Origin of the sequence: Mitsuokella sp. AF21-1AC (genome assembly GCF_003458855.1) — a bacterium.
GTDB lineage: Bacteria > Bacillota > Negativicutes > Selenomonadales > Selenomonadaceae > Mitsuokella.
Genome location: NZ_QRVW01000011.1, coordinates 1 through 23,797 on the forward strand (window position 1 = coordinate 1; position 23,797 = coordinate 23,797).

General features: G+C 57.9%; 20 protein-coding genes and 1 pseudogene. 8 read left to right on the forward strand and 13 right to left on the reverse strand.

The window, feature by feature from the left end:
• Nucleotides 1-98: 98 nt before the first annotated feature.
• The 13 genes and pseudogenes from DWX75_RS05450 to DWX75_RS05510 all read right to left on the reverse strand — a co-directional run bounded on the left by DWX75_RS05450 (nt 99) and on the right by DWX75_RS05510 (nt 13,044).
• Nucleotides 99-1,547, reverse strand: coding sequence for an NADH-quinone oxidoreductase subunit N (locus tag DWX75_RS05450; RefSeq protein ID WP_118015324.1), 1,449 nt, complete (start codon nt 1,545-1,547; stop codon nt 99-101).
• Nucleotides 1,544-3,100 carry a NuoM family protein gene (locus DWX75_RS05455; protein ID WP_118015325.1) on the reverse strand — a complete coding sequence of 519 codons (1,557 nt, stop codon included), beginning with the start codon at nt 3,098-3,100 and terminating at the stop codon, nt 1,544-1,546. The genes DWX75_RS05450 and DWX75_RS05455 overlap by 4 nt, the downstream gene beginning before the upstream one ends.
• On the reverse strand, nt 3,100-5,001 hold the full coding sequence (gene nuoL, locus DWX75_RS05460) for an NADH-quinone oxidoreductase subunit L (RefSeq protein ID WP_118015326.1): 1,902 nt from the start codon (nt 4,999-5,001) through the stop codon (nt 3,100-3,102). The genes DWX75_RS05455 and nuoL overlap by 1 nt, the downstream gene beginning before the upstream one ends.
• 15 nt (nt 5,002-5,016) lie before the next feature.
• The gene (gene nuoK / locus DWX75_RS05465; protein ID WP_118015327.1) at nt 5,017-5,358 is read right to left on the reverse strand and encodes an NADH-quinone oxidoreductase subunit NuoK; all 342 of its coding nucleotides are present in this window, start codon (nt 5,356-5,358) and stop codon (nt 5,017-5,019) included.
• Entirely contained in the window at nt 5,355-5,852 is a 498-nt protein-coding gene (locus DWX75_RS05470) for an NADH-quinone oxidoreductase subunit J (protein ID WP_118015328.1), read from the reverse strand. The genes nuoK and DWX75_RS05470 overlap by 4 nt, the downstream gene beginning before the upstream one ends.
• 14 nt (nt 5,853-5,866) lie before the next feature.
• Nucleotides 5,867-6,346 (reverse strand): annotated as a pseudogene (locus DWX75_RS05475) (4Fe-4S binding protein); the annotation flags it as partial.
• Nucleotides 6,347-6,359: 13 nt separating this feature from the next.
• Nucleotides 6,360-7,403 carry an NADH-quinone oxidoreductase subunit NuoH gene (gene nuoH / locus DWX75_RS05480; RefSeq protein WP_118015330.1) on the reverse strand — a complete coding sequence of 348 codons (1,044 nt, stop codon included), beginning with the start codon at nt 7,401-7,403 and terminating at the stop codon, nt 6,360-6,362.
• Nucleotides 7,404-7,413: 10 nt separating this feature from the next.
• Nucleotides 7,414-8,511 (reverse strand): NADH-quinone oxidoreductase subunit D, encoded by a 1,098-nt coding sequence (locus DWX75_RS05485; protein WP_118015331.1) that lies wholly within the window; start codon nt 8,509-8,511, stop codon nt 7,414-7,416.
• Nucleotides 8,508-9,008 (reverse strand): NADH-quinone oxidoreductase subunit C, encoded by a 501-nt coding sequence (locus tag DWX75_RS05490; protein ID WP_118015332.1) that lies wholly within the window; start codon nt 9,006-9,008, stop codon nt 8,508-8,510. The genes DWX75_RS05485 and DWX75_RS05490 overlap by 4 nt, the downstream gene beginning before the upstream one ends.
• Nucleotides 9,009-9,013: 5 nt before the next feature.
• Nucleotides 9,014-9,541 (reverse strand): NADH-quinone oxidoreductase subunit B, encoded by a 528-nt coding sequence (locus tag DWX75_RS05495; protein WP_118015333.1) that lies wholly within the window; start codon nt 9,539-9,541, stop codon nt 9,014-9,016.
• On the reverse strand, nt 9,532-9,885 hold the full coding sequence (locus tag DWX75_RS05500) for an NADH-quinone oxidoreductase subunit A (protein ID WP_118015334.1): 354 nt from the start codon (nt 9,883-9,885) through the stop codon (nt 9,532-9,534). The genes DWX75_RS05495 and DWX75_RS05500 overlap by 10 nt, the downstream gene beginning before the upstream one ends.
• 405 nt (nt 9,886-10,290) lie before the next feature.
• Entirely contained in the window at nt 10,291-11,544 is a 1,254-nt protein-coding gene (locus tag DWX75_RS05505) for an S-layer homology domain-containing protein (protein WP_158558762.1), read from the reverse strand.
• 162 nt (nt 11,545-11,706) lie between these two features.
• On the reverse strand, nt 11,707-13,044 hold the full coding sequence (locus tag DWX75_RS05510) for a hypothetical protein (RefSeq protein WP_118015336.1): 1,338 nt from the start codon (nt 13,042-13,044) through the stop codon (nt 11,707-11,709).
• A gap of 330 nt (nt 13,045-13,374) precedes the next feature.
• Between DWX75_RS05510 and dcuC the strand changes: the two genes are divergently transcribed.
• From dcuC to sstT, 8 genes are all read left to right on the forward strand, one after another.
• The gene (gene dcuC, locus DWX75_RS05515; protein WP_118015337.1) at nt 13,375-14,640 is read left to right on the forward strand and encodes a C4-dicarboxylate transporter DcuC; all 1,266 of its coding nucleotides are present in this window, start codon (nt 13,375-13,377) and stop codon (nt 14,638-14,640) included.
• 19 nt (nt 14,641-14,659) lie between these two features.
• The gene (locus DWX75_RS05520; RefSeq protein WP_158558763.1) at nt 14,660-15,841 is read left to right on the forward strand and encodes an MFS transporter; all 1,182 of its coding nucleotides are present in this window, start codon (nt 14,660-14,662) and stop codon (nt 15,839-15,841) included.
• A gap of 39 nt (nt 15,842-15,880) precedes the next feature.
• Complete coding sequence (locus DWX75_RS05525; protein ID WP_118015339.1) at nt 15,881-17,326, forward strand: M20 family metallopeptidase; 1,446 nt, start codon at nt 15,881-15,883, stop codon at nt 17,324-17,326.
• A gap of 58 nt (nt 17,327-17,384) precedes the next feature.
• The gene (locus tag DWX75_RS05530) at nt 17,385-18,605 is read left to right on the forward strand and encodes a M20/M25/M40 family metallo-hydrolase (protein WP_158558764.1); all 1,221 of its coding nucleotides are present in this window, start codon (nt 17,385-17,387) and stop codon (nt 18,603-18,605) included.
• 26 nt (nt 18,606-18,631) lie between these two features.
• Complete coding sequence (locus DWX75_RS05535) at nt 18,632-19,936, forward strand: amidohydrolase (protein ID WP_118015341.1); 1,305 nt, start codon at nt 18,632-18,634, stop codon at nt 19,934-19,936.
• Between the two features lie 5 nt (nt 19,937-19,941).
• Complete coding sequence (gene purB / locus DWX75_RS05540; protein ID WP_158558765.1) at nt 19,942-21,306, forward strand: adenylosuccinate lyase; 1,365 nt, start codon at nt 19,942-19,944, stop codon at nt 21,304-21,306.
• A 99-nt stretch (nt 21,307-21,405) separates the two neighbouring features.
• A complete protein-coding gene (gene rfbD / locus DWX75_RS05545; RefSeq protein ID WP_118015343.1) occupies nt 21,406-22,263 on the forward strand; it encodes a dTDP-4-dehydrorhamnose reductase in 858 nt (285 codons plus the stop codon).
• A gap of 186 nt (nt 22,264-22,449) precedes the next feature.
• The gene (gene sstT / locus DWX75_RS05550) at nt 22,450-23,700 is read left to right on the forward strand and encodes a serine/threonine transporter SstT (RefSeq protein WP_118015344.1); all 1,251 of its coding nucleotides are present in this window, start codon (nt 22,450-22,452) and stop codon (nt 23,698-23,700) included.
• The last annotated feature ends 97 nt before the right edge of the window (nt 23,701-23,797 follow it).

Here is a 23,797-nt window from a genome sequence, read left to right on the forward strand (position 1 = left end):
CCTCTTGTTTTTGGGGATCTGTTATTTCACAGCCCCTTTTTGTTGGGGGCGCCCGGTGGCGCATGGTTCTGGCCGGTGATATACCGGCCTTTATTCCATTAGAGGGTCTGCAGGATCGTCAGGTTGGTGAAAACGGAGAGTGGCTGCGCCCAGATGCCGAAGGCGAGGACGAGAAGGACGGCCGCAAGTCCCGCGAGGGTTGCGGCAGGGGGCAGGCGTAGTTCCTGCTCGTCTGCTTCTTCCCCGGGCGCGAGGTCGCGGAACATCTCACGGATGATGATGAGGTAGTAGTAGACGCTCATCATCGAGACGACAAAGCCGACGGCTGCGAGCCAGAAGAGGCCGGCATCGACGGCGGCGGTGAAGATGTAGAACTTCCCGATAAAGCCCGCTGTCGGCGGAATGCCTGCCATCGTGAGGAGTGCGACCATCAGGAAGCCGGCGGGCAGCAGCGAGTGGTGTGCGAGCCCGCGTACGTTCTGGAGGTCGGTGCCGCGCTGGTCTTCAAGGTACGAGACGGTGACGAATGCCGCAATGTTTGCGAAGAGGTAGACGGCCGCGTAGAAGAGGACGCTCTTGAGGCCGTCGGCACTGGCCGCCGCCATCGCGCACATCATGTAGCCTGCCTGTGCAATGGAGGAGTAGGCGAGCATGCGCTTGATGTTCGACTGGCAGAACGCCATGATGTTGCCGCCGACCATTGAGACGCAGGCAAATATGGCGAGAATCTCGGTCCACATCGGCGCAGCCTGCGGCAGTGCCGTGAAGATCACGCGCAGCATGACGGCGATGCCCGCCGCTTTCGAGCACATGGCGAGCAGCGCGGTGACGGGTGCTGGCGCGCCCTCGTAGATGTCGGGGGCCCAGAGGTGGAACGGGATGATGGAAAGCTTGAAGAAGAAGCCGGCGAGCACGAGCCCCATGCCCGCGATGCCGAGCCCCAGAAAAAGCCCCGGGCTCTTCGCGATGGCTTCGAAGGAAAGGCTTCCCGTCATGCCGTAGATCAGGCTGATGCCATAGAGCAGTGAACCCGTCGCACCCGAGCCGTAGATGAGGTATTTTACGCCCGCCTCGTTCGAAAGCACGCTGTCCGTCCGGATGGCGACGAGCACGTAGAAGGAGATTGTCATGAGCTCGAGCCCGACGAAGACCGTGACGAGGTCGTTGGCCGATGCGAGGACGCACATGCCGAGCAGTGCCGAGAGCAGGAGCGCGTAAAATTCCCCTGTATGCGTCACTTGGCGTGCGGCGTAGCGTGCTCCGTAGAGCACGGTGAAGAGCGTGCCGAGGAGGAAGAGAATCTTGAAGAAGATGCTGTAGGCGTCGACGGCATAGATGCCCTGGAAGAAGAAACGGACCGTGCCGTCCGTCGGATAGAGCGAGATTGCAAGCGCGAGGATCCCCGTGAGGCCGAGCGCTGTCACGTAAGCCGGCAGCATCCGGCCCGCGCCCCGCTTCCTCATGAGGTCGAGGAGCAGGACGAGCAGCAGGAGAATCGCGATGGCAATCTCAATTGAGATTGCGGAAAAATGCATGGCCGTCATCATTGTGGAAACCCTCCCCAGATCGGTACCCCTTGCAAGAGGGAAATCATCGGCGCGTCACGGACGAGGTCGAAGAGCGGGCGGAGTGGTTCGACGCCGCTGCCCACCATATCCATCAGCAGGCTTGGGAAAATGCCGAACCCGACGAGAAAGACGCCGAGAACCACCAGCGGGACGACATCCGTATGGCGTTCATCCTGAATGCCTTCGAAAGCGGCGATGCGCCGGCCGAACAGTACTTTCGCCAGCATCCGCAGGACGTAGAACGCCGTGAAGATGATGCCGAAGACGCAGATGACGGTGAGCGCGGGGAATTCGCGAATGGCGCCGACGAAGATCGTGAACTCCGGGATGAAGCCGACGAGTCCCGGCAGCCCGAGGGCGCAGAGGCCTGCGAGCATGAAGCCTGTCGTGATGTAGGGCATGTAGTGCGCGAGTCCCCAGAGCTCGTCCGTCGAGCGCGCGTCCGTCATATCGTAGACGTAGCCGACCTGCGAGAAGAAGAGCGCAATCATGATGCCGTGGGCAACCATGTAGGCGACGGCACCCGTGACGCTGACGACGTCCAGCGCGGCGAGGCCGAGGAGGACGTAGCCCATGTGCGACACCGACGAGTAGGAAATCATATACTTGATGTCCTTCTGCGCGAGCGCGACATAGGAGGCGTAGACGACGTTGATCGTCGCAAGGACAGCGATGACGGGCGCCCAGAACTTCGCGCCGAACGGCAGGATGAAGAAGCCGATGCGGATGAGTGCGTAGCCGCCGACCTTCTTGAGAACGCCGGCATTGACCATCGAGACGGCCGTCGGAGCGGCGGAGTAGCCGTCCGGCGACCAGATATGGAAGGGAAACATGGAAAGATGCGAGCCAAAGCCCACGAGCAGCAGCAGGAACGCGATGACCTGTACGCCGTACGGGATATTCCCGGAGACGGACGCCATGGAAAGCGCCGTCACGTCGAAGGTGCGCGCCCCTGCAGGGAAGGCGTAGACATACAGCAGGATGACGCCGACGAGCATGAACGCCGAGCCGACGAGCAGGAAGATCGTCATCTTCATCGCTGCTTCGGATTTCGGGATACGCTCGGAGGATCCCCAGATCAGCACCATGATGTAGGCCGGCACGACCACCATTTCGCACAGGAGCAGGAAGAGGAAGAGGTCGCGCGTGAGGAACGCGCCCGACACGCCCGCGATGAGGATGAGCAGCAGGACGAAGTATTCCTTCGTCCGATGCTCGATGCGCCATGAGGAGAAGACAGCGGCGAGCCCGACGGCAGACGACAGCAGGAGCAGCGGCAGTGAGATGCCGTCGACGCCGAGCGAATAGGCGATGCCGAGATCGGTGACCCACGGCACGTATTCCGTGTACTGCATCCCGCCTGCTGCCATGTCGTAATCGATATAGAGGAAGAGCGTGAGGAGCAGCGTGATGATCATGGCGAGTGCCGAAAGCTGGCGCATCGTGTCATGAAAGCGCTTCGGCAGTACCGCGATGATGCCTGCCGCCACGAGCGGCGTGAGAAGAATTATGGAAAGGATCGGAAACGACATTAGCCGAGAACACCTCCTGTATACGAAAGGATACGGACCGTCCAATAGAGCGCTGCGACGAGAAGGATGGCAACGCCCGCGTAGAAGAAGAGCAGATACCGCTGCACCTGTCCGTTGGCGGGCGCGGCGAGCAGGGCGCTCGTCCCGAGCGCGTAGGCGCCGAGTCCGTTCATGATGCCGCCGAAGATATGGATGTCTACCCAGTCGAGCGCATAGGCAAGCGCGTAGACAAAGCGGCGGCGGAAGAAGTCGTAGAGCTCGTCGATGTAGAACTTGTTGTAGACGAGGCTGTAAAGGAAGCCGTAGCGGCGCAGTGCGACCTTGCGGCTGATATGTGCGACACCGTAGACGATATAGGCTGCAATGAAGCCCGCGAGCGAGACGGCTGTGCCCGTTACTGCGACGGCGGGTTCAAGCGCCGCATGCACCGGCGTGCCGTTGTTGACCCACAGCGAAAAGCCGCCATAATAGCCCGCAAGGCCGGTAATGAGCGTCAACACGGCGAGCAGGAGCATCGGCCAGCGCATGAAGGCATCGACCTCGTGCGCCTCGTACTTGCTGTGGTTCTTCCCAAGGAAGGCGATGATCAGGAGGCGCATCATGTAGAATGCCGTGAGGAACGAGGCCGCGAGCAGGACGGCGTAGACCGGTCCTCCCGCGTGCATCGCCGCCGCGAGGATCTCGTCCTTCGAGAAGAAGCCGGAGAATGGCGGGATGCCCGAGATCGCGAGCACGCCGACGACCATGCAGACGAACGTCAGCGGCATCTTCTTGTACAGGCCGCCCATGCGGAAGATGTTCGTCTCCTCGTGGAGCGCGTGCATGATGGCGCCTGCGCAGAGGAAGAGCATCGCCTTGAAGAAGGCATGCGTCACGAGGTGGAACATGCTCGCCGAGAACGCGCCGAGCCCGACGGCCGCCATCATGAAGCCGAGCTGGCTGATGGTCGAGTACGCGAGGACACTCTTGAATTTCGTCTGCGTCACGGCGATGCAGGCGGCGAAGATTGCCGTGAAAGTGCCGATGCCCGTGATGAAGTCCATTGCGATTGCTGACTCACTGAAGATGAAGTAGGCACGGGCGACGAGGAAGACGCCCGCCGCGACCATCGTTGCGGCATGGATGAGCGCAGACGTCGGCGTCGGGCCCTCCATCGCGTCGAGCAGCCAGACGTGGAGCGGGAACTGACCGGATTTGCCGATTGCGCCCATGAAGAGCAGGAGTCCGATGACGGTAATCATCGTCGTGCCCGTTGCCATCACATAGTATGGTACGATTGCGCGCAGTTCCAGGAAGTCTGTCGTGCCGAACGTGACGGCGAGGATGATGATGCCGACGAGCATCCCAAAATCGCCGATGCGCGTCGTGATGAACGCCTTCTTTGCCGCCTCGCGTGCCTTGACCTTTTCATAGTAGAAGCCAATCAGGAGGTACGAGCAGAGACCGACGCCCTCCCAGAAGACGTAGAGCTGCAGGAAGCTTACGGCGCCGACGAGTCCGAGCATCGTCGCGGAAAAGAGCGAGATGAAGGCAAAGAAGCGCCCCATGCCGGGATCGTCCGCCATGTAGCTGGCCGAATAGATGTAGACGAGCAGCGAGACGAGCGTGACGACAACCAGCATCATGGCCGTCAGCGGGTCGACGAAGATCCCCATCGTCAGTGGCAGGTCGGCGACGTGCGCCCAGATCACCTGTATGACGAAGGGGTGATTCATCGTGATGCCGTACATCTGCGTCGCCATCGCAACGAAGATGGAGAAGATGAACGACAGCGACATCATGAAGATTGCAATCGTGGCCGAGAGCTTCTTGTCGTTTCGCGTAAACGGCCCGATGAGCAGGAACGCCAGCGCGGGAAAGAGAGGAATCAGATAGGCGTGCGTAAGCGCAAAGGTAAACATGAAGATTTCCCCTCCTTAATTTCGAAATCCATTTGGTTCGTGCAGACCATCCGCTTCGTCCGCGTTTGTCGCGGCGCGCAGGCGGAAAAGGTTGATCGCCAGTGCGAGCCCGACCGCGATCTCCGCTGCTGCAACGGCGATGGAAAAGAGGGCCATGACCTGCCCCGCCCCGTCGTGGACATAGAGCCGGTCAAAGGCGATGAGGTTCAGATTCACCGCGTTGAGCATGAGTTCGATGCACATGAGGATCGCGATGATGCCGCGGCGAGTGAAAAGCCCGTACAGCCCGATGGAGAAGAGGAAAGCGGACAGTGTCAGCACTTCGTTCATCCCGATGGACGCGTTCAACGTACTCATGAAGCATGACCTCCTCTCGCGAGCAGCAGGGCCCCAATCATCGCGGCGAGCAAAAGGATGGCCGCGAGCTCAAACGGCAGCGCGAAATTGCTGAGGAGCAGTACGGCGAGATCTGCCGCCTCCGTTGCAGGCCCTGCAGCAGAGCTTGTCGGCAGCGGCGTGAGGGTGGCGGCAAGGCCGAGGAGGACAAAGATGAGCGACGCCATCCCCGCGCCGACGAAGCGCTTGCTCAGGCTCTGGACAGGCGCAGAGATGGACATATCCGCACGGCCCACCATCATGATCGCCATGACGATGAGGATGGCGACCGCACCGCTGTAAACCATCAGCTGCACCGCGCCCAGGAACGGCGCCTGCAGCGCGAAGTAGATGAGCGCGAGCCCGATGAAGGAGAGGACGAGGAAGAGGGCGCTGTGCACGATGTTGTGTGAGAGCACCATGCCGAGTGCGCCGATGACAGCCACGAGGGCGAAGAGAAAAAATAGAATCTGCATCACGCCTCGCCTCCTTTCGTATCTGCCTGCTGCTTTGCCTGCGCGGCCGCCTTTGCCTCAGCTTCTGCCTTTGACGCGATATCGGCGAGCAGCTCCTTGAGATCGGCGCGGTCCGCATCGGAAACAGCATCATGTGTCATCGCCGTTTTGCTCCACGAGGAGAAAGCGAAATCCTTGTCCCACTTGAGCGTATGGACCGGGCAGGCCTCAACGCAGAGATTGCAGAACAGGCAGCGGCCCGTCTTGTGGACGTAATGTTCCATATGCCGCTTCTTCTTTGCGTCCGTGACGACCTTGAGTTCCAGCGCCTTGTTGGGGCAGGCCATGGCGCAGAGCTGGCAGGCGATGCAGACGCGCCAGTCCATCGCCAGGTTGCCGCCGCGGAAGCCTTCAGCCACGGGGAGCTTCTCCTCAGGATAGCAGAACGTCTCCTTCTTGCCGAAGAAATGCTTGATCGTGACACCCATGCCCGTCAAGAGTCCCTTGCCAAACAATGCTGTCACCTCCTTATACGAGATCGAGCGCGAACATGACGGCGCCCGTCAGAAAAACATTCAGGATTGCGAGTGGTAAAAGCGCCTTCCAGCCAAATGAAAGCATCTGGTCGACGCGGGTGCGCGGGAACGTCCAGCGGAACCACATGATCAAAAAGACCATCGCGACGGCTTTGATGGCGAACCACACGAAGCCCGGCAGGAACGAGGGTCCCAGGTACCCGCCGAGGAAGAACGTCGTCGCGAGGATCGCAGCCGTCAGCAGATTGGCGTACTCCGCGAGGAAGAAGAGCGCCCAGCGCATGCCGGAATACTCCGTGAAGGGGCCGGCGATGATTTCCGATTCGCCCTCGACGAGGTCGAACGGCGTGCGGTTCGTCTCCGCGACGGCGGAAATCAGGAAGATGATGAAGGCAAGCGGCTGCAGAAAGAGGAACCAGTGGCCGCCCTGCTGTGCGAGGACGATGTCTTCAAGGCGCATCGAGCCCGTGATCATCAGGATGCCGAGCAGCGAGAAGAGCAGCGGCGCTTCGTAGCTGATCATCTGTGAGACGATACGGAAGCCGCCGATCATCGAATACTTGTTGTTCGAAGCGTAGCCGCCCATCAGGAAGGGCAGGACGGCTTGGCTGGAAATCGCAAACAGCAGGAACACGCCGACGTTGACATCGGCGAGAACCACGCCTGCATCGAAGGGGAAGAAGGCGTAGACGAGAGCTGCCGGCACGAAGAGGAGTGCGGGGGAGAGCGCCCAGAGGACCTTGTCGGCGCCTGCGGGCATGATGTCCTCCTTGCTCATGAGCTTGAGCATATCGGCGACGGGCTGCAGGAGCCCGAAGCGGCCGCCGACGCGGTTGGGGCCCAGACGCATCTGCATGAAGGCGCAGAGCTTCCGCTCGGCATACGTGAAGACGATGGCCGCCATCGAGATGATGCCGAGCAGCGCCGCGATGCCGATGACGATGAACACGAGATCCGCCAGGAGAGGAATCCCTGTCAGAGAGGCGATTCCGTCGTGAATCCATCGGGCAAGGCCCGAGAGCAATGATGTTTCCATGAGTCCCTCCTCAGCAGTCGACTTCGCCCATGATTGGGTCGATCGAGGAATAGGCGCTGACCGAGTCGCCGATCAGCATGCCGCGGCACATGAGGTCGAGCCCCTGCATATTGACAAATGACGGACGGCGGATATGCACGCGGTACGGCTTCGGGGTACCATCGCTGACAAGATAGAAGCCGAGTTCGCCGCGCGTGCCTTCCGTGCGGCTGTAGATTTCGCCCGCAGGCGGTTTCAGGACGCGAGGCACCTTGGCCATAATCTCGCCTTCCGGCATCTTGTCGAGTGCCTGGCGGATGATCCGCGCGCTCTCTTTGATTTCCCGGAGCTTGACGATGTACCGGTCCCAATTGTCGCCGTGTGTGCCGACCGGAACATCGAAATCGAGCTCGCCGTACACGCTGTAGGCGTCGAGTTTCCGCAGGTCGCGCGCGACACCTGTTGCCCTGAGGTTCGGTCCCGTCATGTTGAGGGCGAGAGCCTCCTCCTGCGTCATCGGTGAGATGCCGGCGATGCGTCGCCTGAAGATCTCATTGCCCGTCAAGAGCTTGTCGTACTCCGCGAGGAACTGCGGCACGCGCTCAAGGAAGCGTTTCGTCAGAGCACGTGCCTTGTCCGTGAACTCGCCTGCGACGCCGCCGATGCGGATGTAATGGAACGTCTGCCGTGCGCCGCAGACCTCGTTGAAGATGTCGAGGATGTACTCGCGGTCACGGAAGCAGCAGAGCATGCCCGTGGACGCGCCGAGGTCGTTTGCAAGCGAGCCAATGCCGACCAGGTGGCTGTTGATGCGGTTGAGTTCCGCCATGATCACGCGAATGAATTCCGCGCGGCGCGGGACCTCAAGCCCCGCGAGCTCTTCAACTGCGCGCGCGAAACCGAAATTGTTGTTCATCGACGAGACGTAGTCGAGCCGGTCCGTATAGGGGAGCCCCTGTACGTAGGTGCGCGACTCCAGGAGTTTCTCGATGCCGCGATGCAGATACCCGAGTACGGGCTCAGCCTTTTGGATGCGCTCGCCGTCGAGTGTGAGTTTCACCTGAAGGACGCCGTGCGTCGACGGATGCTGCGGCCCCATGTTGAGAAGATACGTTTCCGTCCGCTTCACGCTTCTGCCTCCTTTCGCGTCCCCGTGCGTATGGCCTTGGGCGGCACGGGTTTCTTGTAGACGAAATCCTTGCGCAGTGGATGCCCCTCGAAGTTCTCCGGCATCAGGATGCGCCGGAGGTCCGGATGGCCCGCGAAGCGCACGCCCATGAGATCATAGACCTCGCGCTCCTCGAAATTCGCTCCGGGGAACACGCCCGTGATGCTCGGCACCTCAGGGGTATCCCTGTCCAGACGCACCTTGATGACGGCGCAGGCATCGAGCAGCTCCGAGAAGAGATAATAGACGACGTCGATCGCGTCCTTGAGGTCCACGGCCGTCAGGCAGGAAAGATGCGTGAAGGAGAGATCTGCGTCCGTTTTCAAAAACGCCACGAGCGGGACGAGTTCTTCACAGCTCGCATAGATTGCAGGGCGTGTACTTTCTTCGATTGAGATTGTGGGAAACTTCTTCTTGAGACGCAAAAGTTCTCCCTCCGTCAAACAGCGCTGTTTCATGCCGCTCACTTCCTTTCCGCTTCCTGTACCGGACCGGCGCACGCCGCCGCTGCGCGCTCCGGATGCAGGATCTTTTCGCGCAGCTTCAGCATGCCGTCAATCAGTGCCTCGGGGCGCGGCGGGCAGCCCGGGATGTAGACATCGACGGGCAGCACCTGGTCGACGCCTTCGACGACCGAATACGAATCCGCGAACGGGCCGCCTGCGATCGCGCAGCTTCCCATCGCGATGACATACTTGGGCTCCGGCATCTCCTCGTAGAGGCGTATGAGCGGCGGCGTCATCTTGTACGTCAGCGTCCCCGCCACGATCAAGAGATCCGCCTGGCGCGGGCACGGGCGGAAGACCTCATAGCCGAAGCGCGCGAGATCGAAGCGCGCCGTCGCCGTACTCATCATCTCAATCGCGCAGCAGGCAAGGCCCGACGAAAGCGGCCAGAGCGAATTGGCGTGCGCCCAGCGGAAAAGCTCGTCGAGCTTTACGATGGCAACATTGTTCCGGAGGGACTCCGGTACGCGGTCCTTTAATTCCATGAAAGATCTCCCTTCCGCCACGCATAGGCAAGCCCAAGGATCAGGATGAACACGAAGATAATCATCTCGACAAAGGCGAACGCGCCGACCGTGTGGAACGCGACCGCCCAGGGATAGAGGAACACCGTCTCGATGTCAAAAAGAATGAAAAGCAGCGCGTACAGAAAATATCCCGCACGAAAACGGACGTACGGACTCCCGACGGAATCCACGCCACATTCGTACGGGATATACTTCTCAGGCGATGGCTGCTTCGGCTGCAGCAAAAAAGCCGGCACGAGCGCCATCACGGGGAAGAAAAGCGCCACGACGAGATAGATTCCAAGACCAACAAACTCTCCCATAACTCTGCCTCCCGCTCCCTGCCGTCGAAGCGGCAGAGTGATACTGAGGAACGTGCGGATTTTGTCTCATTTCATCGGCACTTCCTCGAAAAACAAATCAAATTCGAATGAATATACTTCTATTATACAAATTAAGCAAATTATTTCAATAGACTCCATATATGATTTTTCAACAATACAATAAATATAATATATGTTCATAAAAAAGTATGCTTTCGGGCACGGCAAGTTGGAGCAGATGACAACGAAACGCGCTTCATTCGGATAAACGAGTTTATCCGCAGCCGGCTGCACTGCTTCTGCTCTTAACCAATAAAAAAATAGTCCGCCTTGGCTGCATGCCAAAGCGGACTGTAATCTGCAAATGAGAGAAAACTGGGGGACTGCCATGTGTGAGAAATACGCTTAGAAGAAGATACGGACCTCGCCGCGCACAAGATTCTTCGTGATGGCCGTGTCTTCAACATTTTTGCCGTAGTAATAACGCAGATGCGCGCGGATGTTCTTCGCGGGGATGTAGAAGCCGCCGACCTCGAACCCCTTGTAATCGCGGAAATGGCCGGTATCGAGGTTGATCTGGGTGAATTCCGGGATATTGGCATATTTCGTGTAGAGGCTCCAGGTGCCGGGCTGATCGAGTTTCACGCGGCGATACTCCAGAGCGCCGAACCAGCCGGTATCCTTGGTGTGAGCGGCTGTTGTGTCAGAAGCCTTGAGGTAGTATCCCGTAAGGACCAGATTCTTTGCAATCGTGCTGCGGAAGCCGAGCGTGTAGATATTGGGACTTTCGCTGCCGCGCGTGGCCTTGAACTTATCGTCATGCAGCTGATAGAAGGCGCCGTAAAGATTCGTGGCTTTGCTGGCCGGATAGGCGAGTTCGGCTGCTCCGAAATCGAACGATTCGCCGCTGTTGAGGCTGGGCAGCGAGCTGCAGGATACGCGGGCTGCGGTGAGCGTCGTGCGCAGCTTGTTGCCGAATGTGAATTTGCCGCCGCTGATCGGATTGTGCATCACGACGCCGCCGTCCTGACTGAAATTATCGATGCGGCCGAGCTGTGTATGGAATTTGCCGTACGTGCCATCTGCAAACATCGAGGCGAAGTAGAGGTCGTACGTGTCGTCGGTCTTATCCTTGTTGAGGTCGACGATCGTGTTGGTTTCCGTGACGACCTTCCAGTTCTTGTTGACCTGGGACTGGGAGATGAGGTCGAACCAGGCGCGATTGACCGTGCTGCGCGTTGACTTGCCCGTGTGCTTGTTCTTGATGTGCTGATTCTGTTCACGCAGATACAGGTAACCGGAGAATTTCGTCGTATCGGCATTGCGTTCGAGATTGCCGACGCGTACGCCGAGATTCTTCAATTCATCCTGGTATTCTGCAGCGAGCTTATCGAGCAGATTCTGGTCGGCTGCCGGTATATTTTCCTTTGCCATCGCGCGGGCAATCATCTGCGCCATCTCGTAGCGGGTCAAGGCTTGATTCCCACGGAAGTTCCCGTCGCCGTAGCCTTCCAGGATGCCGTCGGCAGCGAGCTGCGTCACGGCGTCATAGGACCAGTGATCCTTTGGGACGTCCTGAAAGGGGTTATTGGCGGCCAGGGCAGGGGAAGCGGCGGCGCACAGGAGGCCTGCGGCTAAAGCGAATACGGTTTTCTTCACAATAAAGACTCCTTTCCCAAGAAACACAGATAAAGGAAAAGAGTCCGTAATAAAGTCTATATAAAGAACATGTCCATAAATGCAATTACAGTATACCATAACGTTCAAATATGTCAAGTAAAAACAGGAGTACATCTGCCGGTGATGTACTCCTGTTCTTTATCAGGGCTGGAATTCCGGGTTCATGCGATATTTCTTTGTTGGACGGCCGCGTGTGCTCAGGGATTCTTCGCCGACGCAGATGACGAGCCCTGCTGTGAGCAGGTTCTTGATGATGCGGCGGGCATTGCGGTCTGTGACGCCCATCTGCTGGGCAATCTCGCTTGATGTGAAGCCATGACCGATTTTCTTGGCGATGGCCGAGATCCGCATGTAATTGCGCGTGCCGACACCGACGGATTCCAGACGGCGCAGGATCTCCGGATTTTCGAGAGAGGCAGTGAATGTCAGGGGGTGTTCGGTTCCCAGGTTTTCCTGTATATTGCCGTTGATGTCAATCGCGATGACATCCTGGCGCGGGTCCTGCTGGCGTCCATATGACAGGGCGCGCCAGGCGTTGCGCTGTGCATCGAAGGCCGTATAGCCGAAGCCGATGCCGGCACTGACCTCGATGTTGAGATTGAGGCGGATATCTTCGATGGCTTCCCGTATCTTTCCTGCATTGCGTTCAATGATGCCGCGGGAAGCGAAAATTTCAAAGCGGCCGTTGTCTTTCTCAGCCAGATAGGAACCGTGAAGATTCTGGCAGAGTTCAAGGATTTTTTCCTTGAGGTGAAGCAGCTGCATCTGGAATTGCAGGGGGCCGGAGGAGGCGAGCAGCAGTTTTTCCATGTTTACCGTCTCGATGCGTGTCAGTGCGACCTCACTTTCAATCAGATGCTGATGCATGCGTCTCTCTTTGAGTTTCAGCAGGGCGTTGCGGATGGTGAAGGTGCTGCCATGCATCTGGATGACCGGGATATGAAGCCGTTCGAGTGCCTGATGGACCTTGGTGGAAGAAGTCAGTACGCGTTCGATTTTTCCGGCCTGCCATAAGGCATGGTGGAATTCCACGACGGTGTGGATATTTTGATCGATATGCATGGAATCATAGTAATGAATATGGACCTCATCAAAGGGAATGCTGGCTTCCTGCATGGCCGTGACCCAGTCGCGCGAAGCGATTTTCGGCAAATCGATGGAGATGCGCAGTACATGCATTTTCGAAAGTGCCAGGCTCTGCAGCAGGTAGCGGAAAATCTCCAATCCGTTCAGGATGCAGGAAACAGCGGGCATATTCTTGGGCAGATACGGCTTGGCATGTGCATACGGTGTTTCGCCGGAGAAAATCCAGCCTTCGATTTCGGCACAGCCGTCCTGGATAATGCCGGGGATTTCGCGCGTATCCTGATAGCAGTATGTCTTGTAGATTGTCGTCTTGGGATTGAAGACGGATGCAGCAACTTCCTGAATCTGCTTCAGGACATCCGGGGAATTGCTGACAATGCCAAAGGTTTTCATGGGGACACCTCAATAACGTCTTTTGGTACAAATGTAAAAGGAACAGAACATGCAATTTTTACTATATATTAGATATATCATATTGACGCAGGAGAAACAACAAGGTTGGAGGATTTCTTTCTCTTGTACCATGTATTACAATAAACCATATCTATTTTTAGCGTAAATATCATTATAATTTCGTATTGTTTTATCTTACGATCGTCATTGACAACAGGAACGTCATTTTATAAAATAAAGACTAATAAAGGAATATGTCTTTAATAAAGTCCAATAAGGTCTGTCCATAAATGCATCGAAACGAACGCTTTGTTTCAGGGAGGACTTTTTATGATTATTGCAGGCATTATCCTGGTGGTCCTGACCTTCTGGGCCATTGTCAAGAATTATGAGACGCGTGTCGTCCTCATGATGTCCGGACTCATCATGTCGTTCATCGGCGGCAATATGCTGTCGTCGCTCAATGCGTTTTCCAAGGCTCTGATCAATGAAAGCCTGACGCCAATCATCTGCGTGACCATGGGCTTCAGCATGGTTCTCGATATGACGGGCTGCAGCAAGCATCTGATCATGGCCATCACGAAACTCCTGCACCGGGTCAAGTTCATCATCATCCCGGCTACCATCGTGCTGGTCTGGCTCATCAACATTTCTCTCTTGAGTGCTTCGGGCCTGGCGGCAGCTGTCGGCGCCATCCTCATCCCGACGCTCATCAAGCTTGGCGTCAAACCGGCCATGGCGGCCAGCACCGTCCTGCTCGGCACCTGGGGATCGAGCGTGAGCCCCGGCAATCCCTTTATCGTACAGGTGGCAGATCTCGCGCAGGAAGACCTCATGACCATCATACAGGGTTTTGCCCCCAAAGCCTTTATCTGTGTCATCGTCAGTGCGCTCGTCCTGTATGGCATCGCGATGATCACCAAGGAAGGCATCATGAAGGAGACACCTGCTGAGGAGATTGTTGAGGAAGAGCTGGAGAAGACCGAGAAGATCAAACCGCATTACGCCATCGTGCCGCTCGTGCCGATCATCGTCCTCATCCTTGCCAGCCCGGCTGTGCAGGTACTGCCGGCCATCTCCATCCCGAATGCCATGTTCCTCGGTACGGCGCTCTGCTTCCTGGTTGCGCGCCCCAATGTACGCGATTTTGCCAATTCGTTCTTTAAAGGGGCGGGCAATGGTTTTGCAAGCATTGTCTGCCTGATTGCGGCGGCGGCCATGTTCATTCAGGGCATGAACGTCATGGGCCTGACGAAGGCGCTCATTGACGCCATGGCCAGCTCGGCTGCGCTTGCCAAGGCCTCGGCAACCTTCGGCCCCTTCATTCTCGCAGCGCTTTCCGGTTCGGGCAATGCTGCCGTACTGGCCTTCAACGGCACGGTCACGCCGCATGCCGCGACGTTTGGCCTGCAGATTTCCGATATGGGTGCTGTTGTTCAGGCCGCAGGCAATCTCGGCCGCTGCATGTCGCCGGTTGCCGGCGTCAGTATCATCTGCGCGAAGATGGCCGGTGTCAATCCGATGGAACTCACCAAGCGCAATGCCATTCCCTGCATCGTGGCGGGCATCGTCATGATGGTACTGGTCTTGTTCTGAGCGGGCAGGAGGAATGATGTTGTCAGCAGAAACAAATCGAAAAAGCTGGCTGCTGCTCGTCCTGATCTTTGTGGCCTGGGGCTTTGGCTACGTGGACAAGCAGGCCATCAATATAGCCGCCGTGCCTCTGCGCGAGGAACTTTCTCTGAGTACGGGCCAGATGGGCGCCGTCATGAGCAGTTTTTTCTTCATGTATTCGCTCATGACGCTGTCGGGCGGTTATCTGGCCAGCCATTTCGGCACGCGCCGGTCCCTTATCGGCATCGTGCTGCTCTGGGCCATTTTTTCCTGCCTCACGGGCATGGCTGGTTCCTTTCTGATGCTCATCAGCGTGCGCTTTCTGCTCGGCTTCAGCCAGGGCGGTTTCGGTCCCATCACGTCGGTGGCCATCGCGGAAGTATTCCCGCCGGAAATGCGCGGGCGCGCCAAGACCTTCCAGGTATCGGCAGGCTCCATGGGCGTGGCCTTCGGCGCTCTGTTCTGTGCCGTATCGACAGCCTGGTTCGGCTGGCGCTTCATGTTTTTCTTCTTCGGCTTCATGGGACTCCTCATCACGGTGCTCCTGGCAACGTTCTATCATACGAAGCCCGCAGCCGCAGGGGAACAGGGTGTTTCACAGGTGGGGCTCGGCACGATGCTGCGCAATCCGTTCATTTTAAAACTGGCGTTTATCCAGTTTGGCCTCGGCGTCTTCATCTGGGGACTCAATGCCTGGCTGCCATCCTACTGGCTTGAAGTCAAGGGACTCGACATGGTCCATATGGGGACGCTCTCGATGGTCCCTTGGCTCGTTTCCTTTGTCCTGATGAATTTCAGCAGTTACCTTTTGGAAACGCGCTTCCAGCACAGCCAGAAGGCCGTGCTGACGGCGTCGCTGCTTTTAGGTGCCGCCCTCATGTACGCGATGCTGCGGGCTGACAGCGTGGCAGCCGGGTTCTCGCTTCTGACGGTCGTCACGGTGCTCATGAGCATTGCCTCGGCCACCGTCTACATGATGCCGATGCAGTGGATGTCGGCGCATGAAGTCGGGACGGCGACGGGCGTGATCATCTTTGGCCAGCAGCTGGCGGGCGTGGTGGCACCCGTGGTCATGGGATATCTGATTTCCCTGTTTGATGGTTCCTATGATGCCGTATTCGGCTTCGTGATCCTCATCATCTTCCTGGGCGCCGGCACGGCGCTGTCCATAAAAGGAAAATAATATCTGCAATTGTTATGATAAGAAAGGCAGGCGTATATCATGGAATTACGCGATGAAATCAAGCAGCTCGTCGAACAGAAGAAAGACGAGTTCTTTGCGGTCAGTGATAAGATCTGGGGGTATGCCGAAACCCGCTTTGAGGAGTTCCAGTCGGCGGCATGCATCGAAGCCGCTCTGGAAAAGGAAGGGTTTACCGTCAAGAAGGACCTGGCTGATATGAAGACGGCTTTTATCGGCGAATACGGCCAGGGAAAACCGGTCATCGGCATCCTCGGTGAATACGATGCCCTTTACGGCCTGAGCCAGCAGGCTGGTGTGGCTGAGCCGAAACCCGTGACAGAGGGCGGCAAAGGCCATGGCTGCGGCCACAATATCCTCGGTGCATCGGCGCTGGCGGCTGCCGTTGCCGTCAAGGATTACCTCAAGGCGCATGGCATCCCGGGGACGGTCCGCTATTACGGCTGTCCAGGCGAGGAGAGCGGTTCCGGCAAGGCGTACATGGCTCGGGCCGGGCTGTTCCGCGATGTCGATGTGGCCCTTACTTGTCATCCGAGCTACGAGAACAGCATTACGGGCTACAACTTCCTGGCGACGCTGCAGGTCTGCTTCAAGTTCCACGGCAAGAGCGCGCATGCCGGTGCCTGCCCGCACCTCGGCCGCAGTGCGCTCGATGCCGTCGAGCTCATGAATGTCGGTGCCAATTTCCTGCGCGAGCATGTCATCCAGGAAGCACGCATCCACTATGCCATCACCAACAGCGGCGGTTCATCGCCGAATGTTGTTCAGTCGGAAGCTGCCGTGCTCTATCAGATCCGCACGCCGCAGCTGCCCCAGGCCAATGATATCTACAAGCGCGTCGTCAAGATCGCTCAGGGCGCGGCGCTCATGACGGAGACGCAGCTGGAGGTCGTCTTTGACCGCGGCAGCTCCAATATCATCCCGAACCGCCATCTCGAAAAGCTTGCCCATGACTGCATGATGGAATATGGCCCGGAGCCCATCACCGAAGAGGATCTGGCTTTCGCCCAGAAGATTGAGGATTCGCTCGTCGGCAGCGACCGCACGTACAGCCAGGATATCCTCGATATGATCTATGGCCCGGTCAAGGGCAAAGAACTTGGCAAGCTCATTGCAGGCAAGCTGATCATGGATACGGTCTATCCATACACGCCGACGGAAACGCCGATTGCTGCCAGCACCGATGTGGGTGATGTCAGCTGGAACGTACCGGTCGTACAGGTCCTGACCAACTGCTATGCCAACAATACGCCGAATCATTCCTGGCAGCAGGTTGCTCAGGGCAAATCGCCGCTTGCGCACAAGGGCCTGCTGCTGGCTGGCAAGACCATGGCGCTGGCAGCCGTGCGCCTGATGCAGGAACCGGAACTCGTCAAGGGCATCCGCGATGAATTCAAGGAACGCATGCAGGGCAGGGAATACGTCTGCCCGATTCCTCCGGAAGTCAAGCCGGCACCGCATCGCTGATGGCAGCCGAAGACAGGGCAGGATGATTCTGTCATGCTGGAATGGGAGGCAGCAGAATATGGAAGAAATCATGAAAGCAATCATGCAGGATGAGCGTGTTCAGAAAGCACTGGCTTATCTGCAGGAAGACCAAGAGCAGATGATGAAGGACCTGTTGGAGCTTGTGCAGATCCCGGCGTTTTCCAATCATGAGCGTCAAAAGGCGGAAGCCATGCGCGATAAATTTGCGGCTTTAGGGCTGCAGGACGTCCATATGGATGAGGTGGACAATGTATTCGGCACGCTGCCGGGAGCGGGCGATGGCCCAAAGATCATGATGGCGGCTCACACGGATACGGTCTTTCCGCTCGATACGCCGCTTGCCCCGCAGCAGAAGGATGGCGTCTGGTATGCCCCGGGCATCAACGATGATACCCATGGTCTCGCGGATCTTCTGACCATGATCCGCGCCATCAGGGCCTCGGGCCTGGTATTTGCAGGGGATATTGTCTTCTGCGCCAATGTCGGGGAAGAAGGCCTCGGGGATCTGCGCGGCGTCAAGCATATTTTCCGGCAGCCCAATGACATTGCCGCATTTGTCTCTCTGGATACGCCGACCCTGGGCGGCATCGTGCATCGCGCAACGGGCAGTTCCCGTTACCGCGTGACGTTCCGCGGACCCGGCGGACACAGCTTTGCGGATTTTGGCCGTCCGAGCGCCATCCATGCCATGGGACGCGCCATTGCGCGCATTGCTGATTTTCAGGTGCCCGATGCGCCGAAGACGACGTTTAATGTAGGCGTCGTGAAGGGCGGGACCTCGGTCAACACGATTGCGGCCGAGAGCAGCTTCCTGCTGGATATCCGCTCGGACAGCCCGGAAGAACTGGCACGGCTGGAAGGGGAAGCAAAGGCAGCCATCAAGGCGGCTGTGGCGGCTGAGAACCGCCGCGGCACGCAGCAGGGCGCGGTAGCGGCAGAAATCCAGCAGGTCGGTTCCCGCCCGGCCGGCACGCAGGCCGATGACTGCCAGATTGTGCGCATTGCGCAGACGGCCTGCCGGGCGCTGGGCATCGAGCCGGAGCTGCGGGATGAGACGAGCACCGACGCCAATATCCCCATTTCGCTCGGCATTCCCGCGCTCAGCGTGGGCCGTGGCGGCAGGGAAGGAGGCGTGCACACGACAGGAGAATGGTTTGATCCGACGGAGGCCTGGCTTGGACCGCAGAAAGATCTTTTGATGCTGCTCCTGATGGCAGGCCTGCAGGATATCGCACCCGCGCAGTTGCCAAAGCGATGACAGGAAAAGGAAAAGAGGACATATATATGGATATCGATCAGAAAATCAAGGATATGGCGGAGCATTTGTATCCGGAAATGGTCAAGTGCCGCCGGGATCTGCACCGTCACCCCGAAGCGGGCTGGACCGAGTTCCGGACGGCCAGCATGGTCATTCAGGAACTCGAGTCTCTTGGCTATGAGGTTCATTTCGGCCGGGAGGTCATCGATGGCAGCCAGCAGATGGGCTTGCCTGCCAAAGATGTGATGGATGCCTGCATGGAACGGGCTGTGGAAGAAGGCGCGAATGAGAAGCTCGTGGCTGCCATGGCCGGTGGCAGGACCGGCGTCGTCGGCATCCTGCGCACGGGCCGTCCCGGCAAGACCGTTGCGCTGCGCTTTGACATGGACTGCAACGAGGTCGAGGAAGCAAAAGACGAAAAACATCGTCCCTATCGAGAAGGTTTCTTCAGCCTGCATCCGGGCTGCATGCATGCCTGCGGCCATGATGGTCATACAACGGCGGGACTGGCTGTCGCCAAGATTCTTGCCGGCCTCAAGGATGAACTGACGGGAACCGTCAAATTCATCTTCCAGCCGGCGGAAGAAGGTGTGCGCGGCGCACGGGCCATGGCAGCCAAAGGCGTTGTCGACGATGCGGATTACCTGCTCGGTGCACATCTCATGATGCCGCCGGTCGGTTTCCTCGGCTACGATGTCCGGGGCTTCCTCGCCACAACAAAATTCGATGCGGATTTCACGGGCGTGCCGGCACACGCCGGCGGCATGCCGGAGTGCGGCAAGAACGCTCTGCTCGCTGCAGCCAATGCCGCCATCAATATCCAGGGCATCACGCGCCACAGCAAGGGCGTGACGCGCATCAACGTCGGCGTGCTGAATGCCGGTACCGGACGCAATGTCATTCCGGCACATGCGCATATGGAGGTTGAGACGCGCGGCGCGACGACGGAGGTCAATGATTTTGTCCAGAAGCGCGCGGAGGAGATCCTCAAGGGCGCGGCCATGATGTACGATGTCAAGGTACAGTTCATCCAGACGGGCGGTGCCGCCAGCGGCAACAACTCGCCGGAACTCTCTGCGCATGTCAGGAAGACGGCTGAGCGTCTTTGCATCTTCAACCGTCTGGAGGAGGTCCATGATATCGGTGGCAGTGAAGATTGCTCCTATTTCATGGAACGCGTGCAGAAGCATGGCGGTCAGGCGGCATACCTGATCATCGGCGGTTCTCTCGCGGCTGTCAATCACAACAACTATTTTGATTTTGACGAACGGGCTCTGGTCCTCGAAGCCCAGCTGCTGTCCACTGTGGCCTGTGAACTGGTGAAGGGATGATGAACATGGCGGATTCCACGCTCCTGCAGGATATGTATTTCACCACGCCGGAAATGAAGCGCATCTTTGGCGACCGGAACCGCATTCAGAAACAGATGGACTGCGAGGCGGCGCTGGCTGATGCTGAAGCGGAACTTGGCATCATCCCGCGGGCGATGGCCGATGAGATAATGCGCTGCTCCAACGTGGATTTGATCGACTTTGAGGTGCTCCAGGCAGATTTCGTGCGCACGGGACATCCGTTTGTACCTGTCGTCCATGCATACAAGAAAATCTGTCAGGATCAGGCCGGCGAATACGTGCACTGGGGCGCCACGACGCAGGATATCCTCGATACGGGGACGACACTGCAGCTTAAAGAAGCCTTTACACTCCTGATGAAGCGCTTTGAGCGCCTCTATGAAGTGACGGCTGATGCTGCCTGCCGTTACAAGAATCTTGTCATGGTTGGCCGCACGAACGGTCAGCAGGCACTGCCCATTACCTTTGGTTATAAAATAGCCGTCTGGGGCTTTGAGATTCGCGAGAATATCGACCGCCTCCATGAGTGCAGCCGGCGCGCCTTCCGCGGCCAGCTGGCCGGTGCTGTCGGGACGATGGCTTCCTTTGGCACCAGGGGGCTTGCGGTACAGGAACGCTTCCTGCAGAAACTCGGCCTGTCCGTACCGCCCATCGCCTGGTCGGTTTCCCGCCACCATTATGCGGAACTCATGAATGACCTGGCACTCATGGCAGCGACCATGGGTAAGATGGGTACGGAAATCTATGCCCTGCAGAAATCGGAGATCGGCGAGGTGGAGGAGGCGCAGGGAAAAGGCAGTGTCGGTTCTTCCACGATGCCGCACAAACGCAATCCCTTCCGCGCCATGGAGCTCTCCACGAATGCACGGCTGGCCCGCGGCTGCGCAGCCACGCTGATGGATTGCCTGGAGCTTGAGCATGAACGTGACCCGCGCGGGGCTTCGGCGGAAATCCCGCTCTTCACGCAGATCTGTTCTCTCGTTCACGCTTCTGTCGAGCGGGCAATTGGCCTTGTGGAACATCTGACGGTTTACCCCGCACATATGCAGCGCAACCTCGGCTGCCTGCATGGCTTGATCTTCTCGGAAGCCATCATGATGCATCTTGGCAGGAGCGTGGGACGTCAGACGGCTCATGCGATTGTCCATGAACTTTCCATGAAGGCTTTTCAGGAAGAGAGCAATCTGGGAGATCTCCTGAAGCAGGACCCGCGCGTTCAGCCGTATCTCTCGGCTGATGACATTGATGCAATCATGAAGCCCGAGCGTTATATCGGGCTGGCTCCTCTCTTTGCCGAGCGGCTGAAGCAGCAGAAGGATGCGTATTTTTCTTCTTCGAAATCTCGCTGATTCCGGCATGTGTGACGGAAATTTCCCCTGGTGGCAGGAAGATGGCCGTTTGAGACGAATATCAATAACCAGAGATATTCGAGGGAAGGGGAAGATAGGATGAAGATTTTGGTCACAGGCGTCACAGGGCAGCTGGGACATGACTGTGTCAAGGAACTGGAGGACCGCGGCATCGAGGTGCGCGGCGTTTCGAGCAGGGACTTTCCTTTAACGGAGCCGGAAGCGGTTCACCGCTTCATGCTGTCATATCGGCCGGATGCCGTCATCCACTGTGCCGCCTATACGGCTGTCGACCGCGCAGAAGAGGAAGAAGCATGCTGCATGGCGGTCAATGCCGGTGGCACGCGTGCGCTGGCCGAGAGCTGCCGCGAGCTCGGGGCAAAGCTGCTCTACATCAGCACCGATTACGTTTTTCCGGGCGATGGAGAGAAGCCTTATGAAGTCAATGATGAGAAGGGACCGCAGAATGTGTACGGCCGTTCCAAGCTGGCCGGCGAACAGGCCGTGCAGGAACTGCTCGATGCGTATTTCATCGTGCGCATCTCGTGGGTCTTTGGCCTCAATGGCAGGAATTTCATCCGCACGATGCTGCAGCTCAGTGAAACGCATGATGCGCTTACGGTCGTCGATGATCAGATTGGTTCGCCGACATACACGCGCGATCTGGCGGTGCTGCTGGCGGATATGATCCAGACGGATGCGTATGGCGTTTACCATGCAACCAATGAAGGATTTTGTTCTTGGGCGGAGTTTGCGGCCGAGATTTTTCGTCAGGCCGGATGCGGGACGAGTGTCACGCCGGTGCCCTCCTCGGCTTATCCGACGACGGCCGTGCGGCCGAAAAATTCCCGCTTGAGCAAGCGTTCGCTCGATGAAGCAGGATTCCTGCGGCTGCCCCGCTGGCAGGACGCAGTCGGGCGTTATCTCATCGAGCTCGATACCATAAAAAAACCATGATATATCGACAATGCCCATTCAGCGCGTACAAACAAGCAAATGTACGCGCTGTTTTCTTTTCTGCATGTACATAGTACATCTGGTGGATACAAAAAGATAAAAAAGTCTTGCATCCCCGTAATGTTTAGTATATACTAACATATGTATTCTTGAGAGAAACGATTTTATTTTTCTAGGGGGATTCATATGTTTCATAGAATCGGAAAGAAATACCGCGAGACGGCGCTCATCAAGCTCATCGCGCTGGGCCTCGTGCTCGGTATCATCATTGCCATAGCCGCACCGGCGGCTGTGCCGGCTGTCGCCGTGCTCGGCGATCTCTTTGTTCGTGCCCTCAAGGGCATCGCGCCGGTGCTCGTCTTCGTGCTGGTCATGAATGCGCTGGCACAGAAGAATTCGGATGCGAGCGCTTCGATGAAGCCAATCGTAAGGCTTTACATCGTGGCGACGTTCTGCGCTTCGCTCGTCGCCGTCGCCTATTCGTTTGCCTTCCCGACGACGCTGCACCTGCAGGTGACGGATGCGCAGCTGGCTCCGCCGTCCGGTATCATCGAGGTCCTGCACAACCTCATCTTGTCGGTCGTGGATAATCCGATTCATGCTCTTGCTACGGCCAACTACATCGGTATCCTCGGCTGGGCCTGCCTCGCCGGCATCGCGCTGCATTCGGCCGGTGATTCGACGAAGGCCATGCTCAACGACTTTGCCAAGACGGTCACGAAGATTGTCCAGTGGGTCATCCGCTTTGCTCCGTTCGGCATCATGGGCCTCGTGGCCAATGCCATCGGCACGAGCGGCCTCGGCGCGCTGGTCGGATACATTCAGATCCTCGGCGTGCTGCTCGCTGCGTTCTTCTCCGTGGCCCTCATCATGAATCCGCTGATTGTTTACCTGCATATCCATCGCAATCCGTATCCGCTGGTCTGGACGACGCTGAAGGAAAGCGGCCTCTACGCGTTCTTCACGCGCAGCTCGGCAGCCAATATCCCGGTCAATCTTTCGCTCTGTGAGCGCCTGGGACTCAATGAAGACACGTATTCGATCTCGATTCCGCTGGGCGCAACGATCAACATGAGCGGTGCGGCCATCACGATTGCCGTCCTGTCTCTGGCTGCTGCGCATACGCTCGGCATTTCGGTTGACCTGCCGACGGCACTCCTGCTCTGCATTGTCTCGACGATCGGCGCCTGCGGCGCATCGGGCGTGGCCGGCGGCTCGCTGCTGCTGATCCCGGTTGCCTGCGCTTCGTTTGGCATCGGCAACGACATCGCCATGCAGGTTGTCGGTGTCGGCTTCATCATTGGCGTCATCCAGGATGCCTGCGAGACGGCACTCAACAGCTCGACGGATGTGCTGTTCACGGCTACGGCTGAGTTTGCCCAGCGCGCGAAGGACGGCACGCTGCATGATGAGGATATGGTTCCGCACAGCAATTGAGATTTTTGATTTACAAGAGTATATAAAATGAACGAAACCCGCCGCAGACAAGTGAAAGTCACTTGGTTGCGGCGGGGTTTTTTTTTGTTGTTTTTTT

Coding starts and splice junctions, on each gene's coding strand:
- purB (WP_158558765.1), top strand. CDS start 19,942: ATGGCGGATTCCACGCTCCTGCAGGATATGTATTTCACCACGCCGGAA.
- nuoL (WP_118015326.1), bottom strand. CDS start 5,001: ATGTTTACCTTTGCGCTTACGCACGCCTATCTGATTCCTCTCTTTCCC.
- DWX75_RS05450 (WP_118015324.1), bottom strand. CDS start 1,547: ATGATGACGGCCATGCATTTTTCCGCAATCTCAATTGAGATTGCCATC.
- DWX75_RS05470 (WP_118015328.1), bottom strand. CDS start 5,852: ATGCAGATTCTATTTTTTCTCTTCGCCCTCGTGGCTGTCATCGGCGCA.
- DWX75_RS05490 (WP_118015332.1), bottom strand. CDS start 9,008: ATGAAACAGCGCTGTTTGACGGAGGGAGAACTTTTGCGTCTCAAGAAG.
- DWX75_RS05535 (WP_118015341.1), top strand. CDS start 18,632: ATGGATATCGATCAGAAAATCAAGGATATGGCGGAGCATTTGTATCCG.
- DWX75_RS05455 (WP_118015325.1), bottom strand. CDS start 3,100: ATGTCGTTTCCGATCCTTTCCATAATTCTTCTCACGCCGCTCGTGGCG.
- nuoH (WP_118015330.1), bottom strand. CDS start 7,403: ATGGAAACATCATTGCTCTCGGGCCTTGCCCGATGGATTCACGACGGA.
- DWX75_RS05495 (WP_118015333.1), bottom strand. CDS start 9,541: ATGGAATTAAAGGACCGCGTACCGGAGTCCCTCCGGAACAATGTTGCC.
- sstT (WP_118015344.1), top strand. CDS start 22,450: ATGTTTCATAGAATCGGAAAGAAATACCGCGAGACGGCGCTCATCAAG.
- dcuC (WP_118015337.1), top strand. CDS start 13,375: ATGATTATTGCAGGCATTATCCTGGTGGTCCTGACCTTCTGGGCCATT.
- DWX75_RS05525 (WP_118015339.1), top strand. CDS start 15,881: ATGGAATTACGCGATGAAATCAAGCAGCTCGTCGAACAGAAGAAAGAC.
- DWX75_RS05500 (WP_118015334.1), bottom strand. CDS start 9,885: ATGGGAGAGTTTGTTGGTCTTGGAATCTATCTCGTCGTGGCGCTTTTC.
- DWX75_RS05530 (WP_158558764.1), top strand. CDS start 17,385: ATGGAAGAAATCATGAAAGCAATCATGCAGGATGAGCGTGTTCAGAAA.
- rfbD (WP_118015343.1), top strand. CDS start 21,406: ATGAAGATTTTGGTCACAGGCGTCACAGGGCAGCTGGGACATGACTGT.
- nuoK (WP_118015327.1), bottom strand. CDS start 5,358: ATGAGTACGTTGAACGCGTCCATCGGGATGAACGAAGTGCTGACACTG.
- DWX75_RS05510 (WP_118015336.1), bottom strand. CDS start 13,044: ATGAAAACCTTTGGCATTGTCAGCAATTCCCCGGATGTCCTGAAGCAG.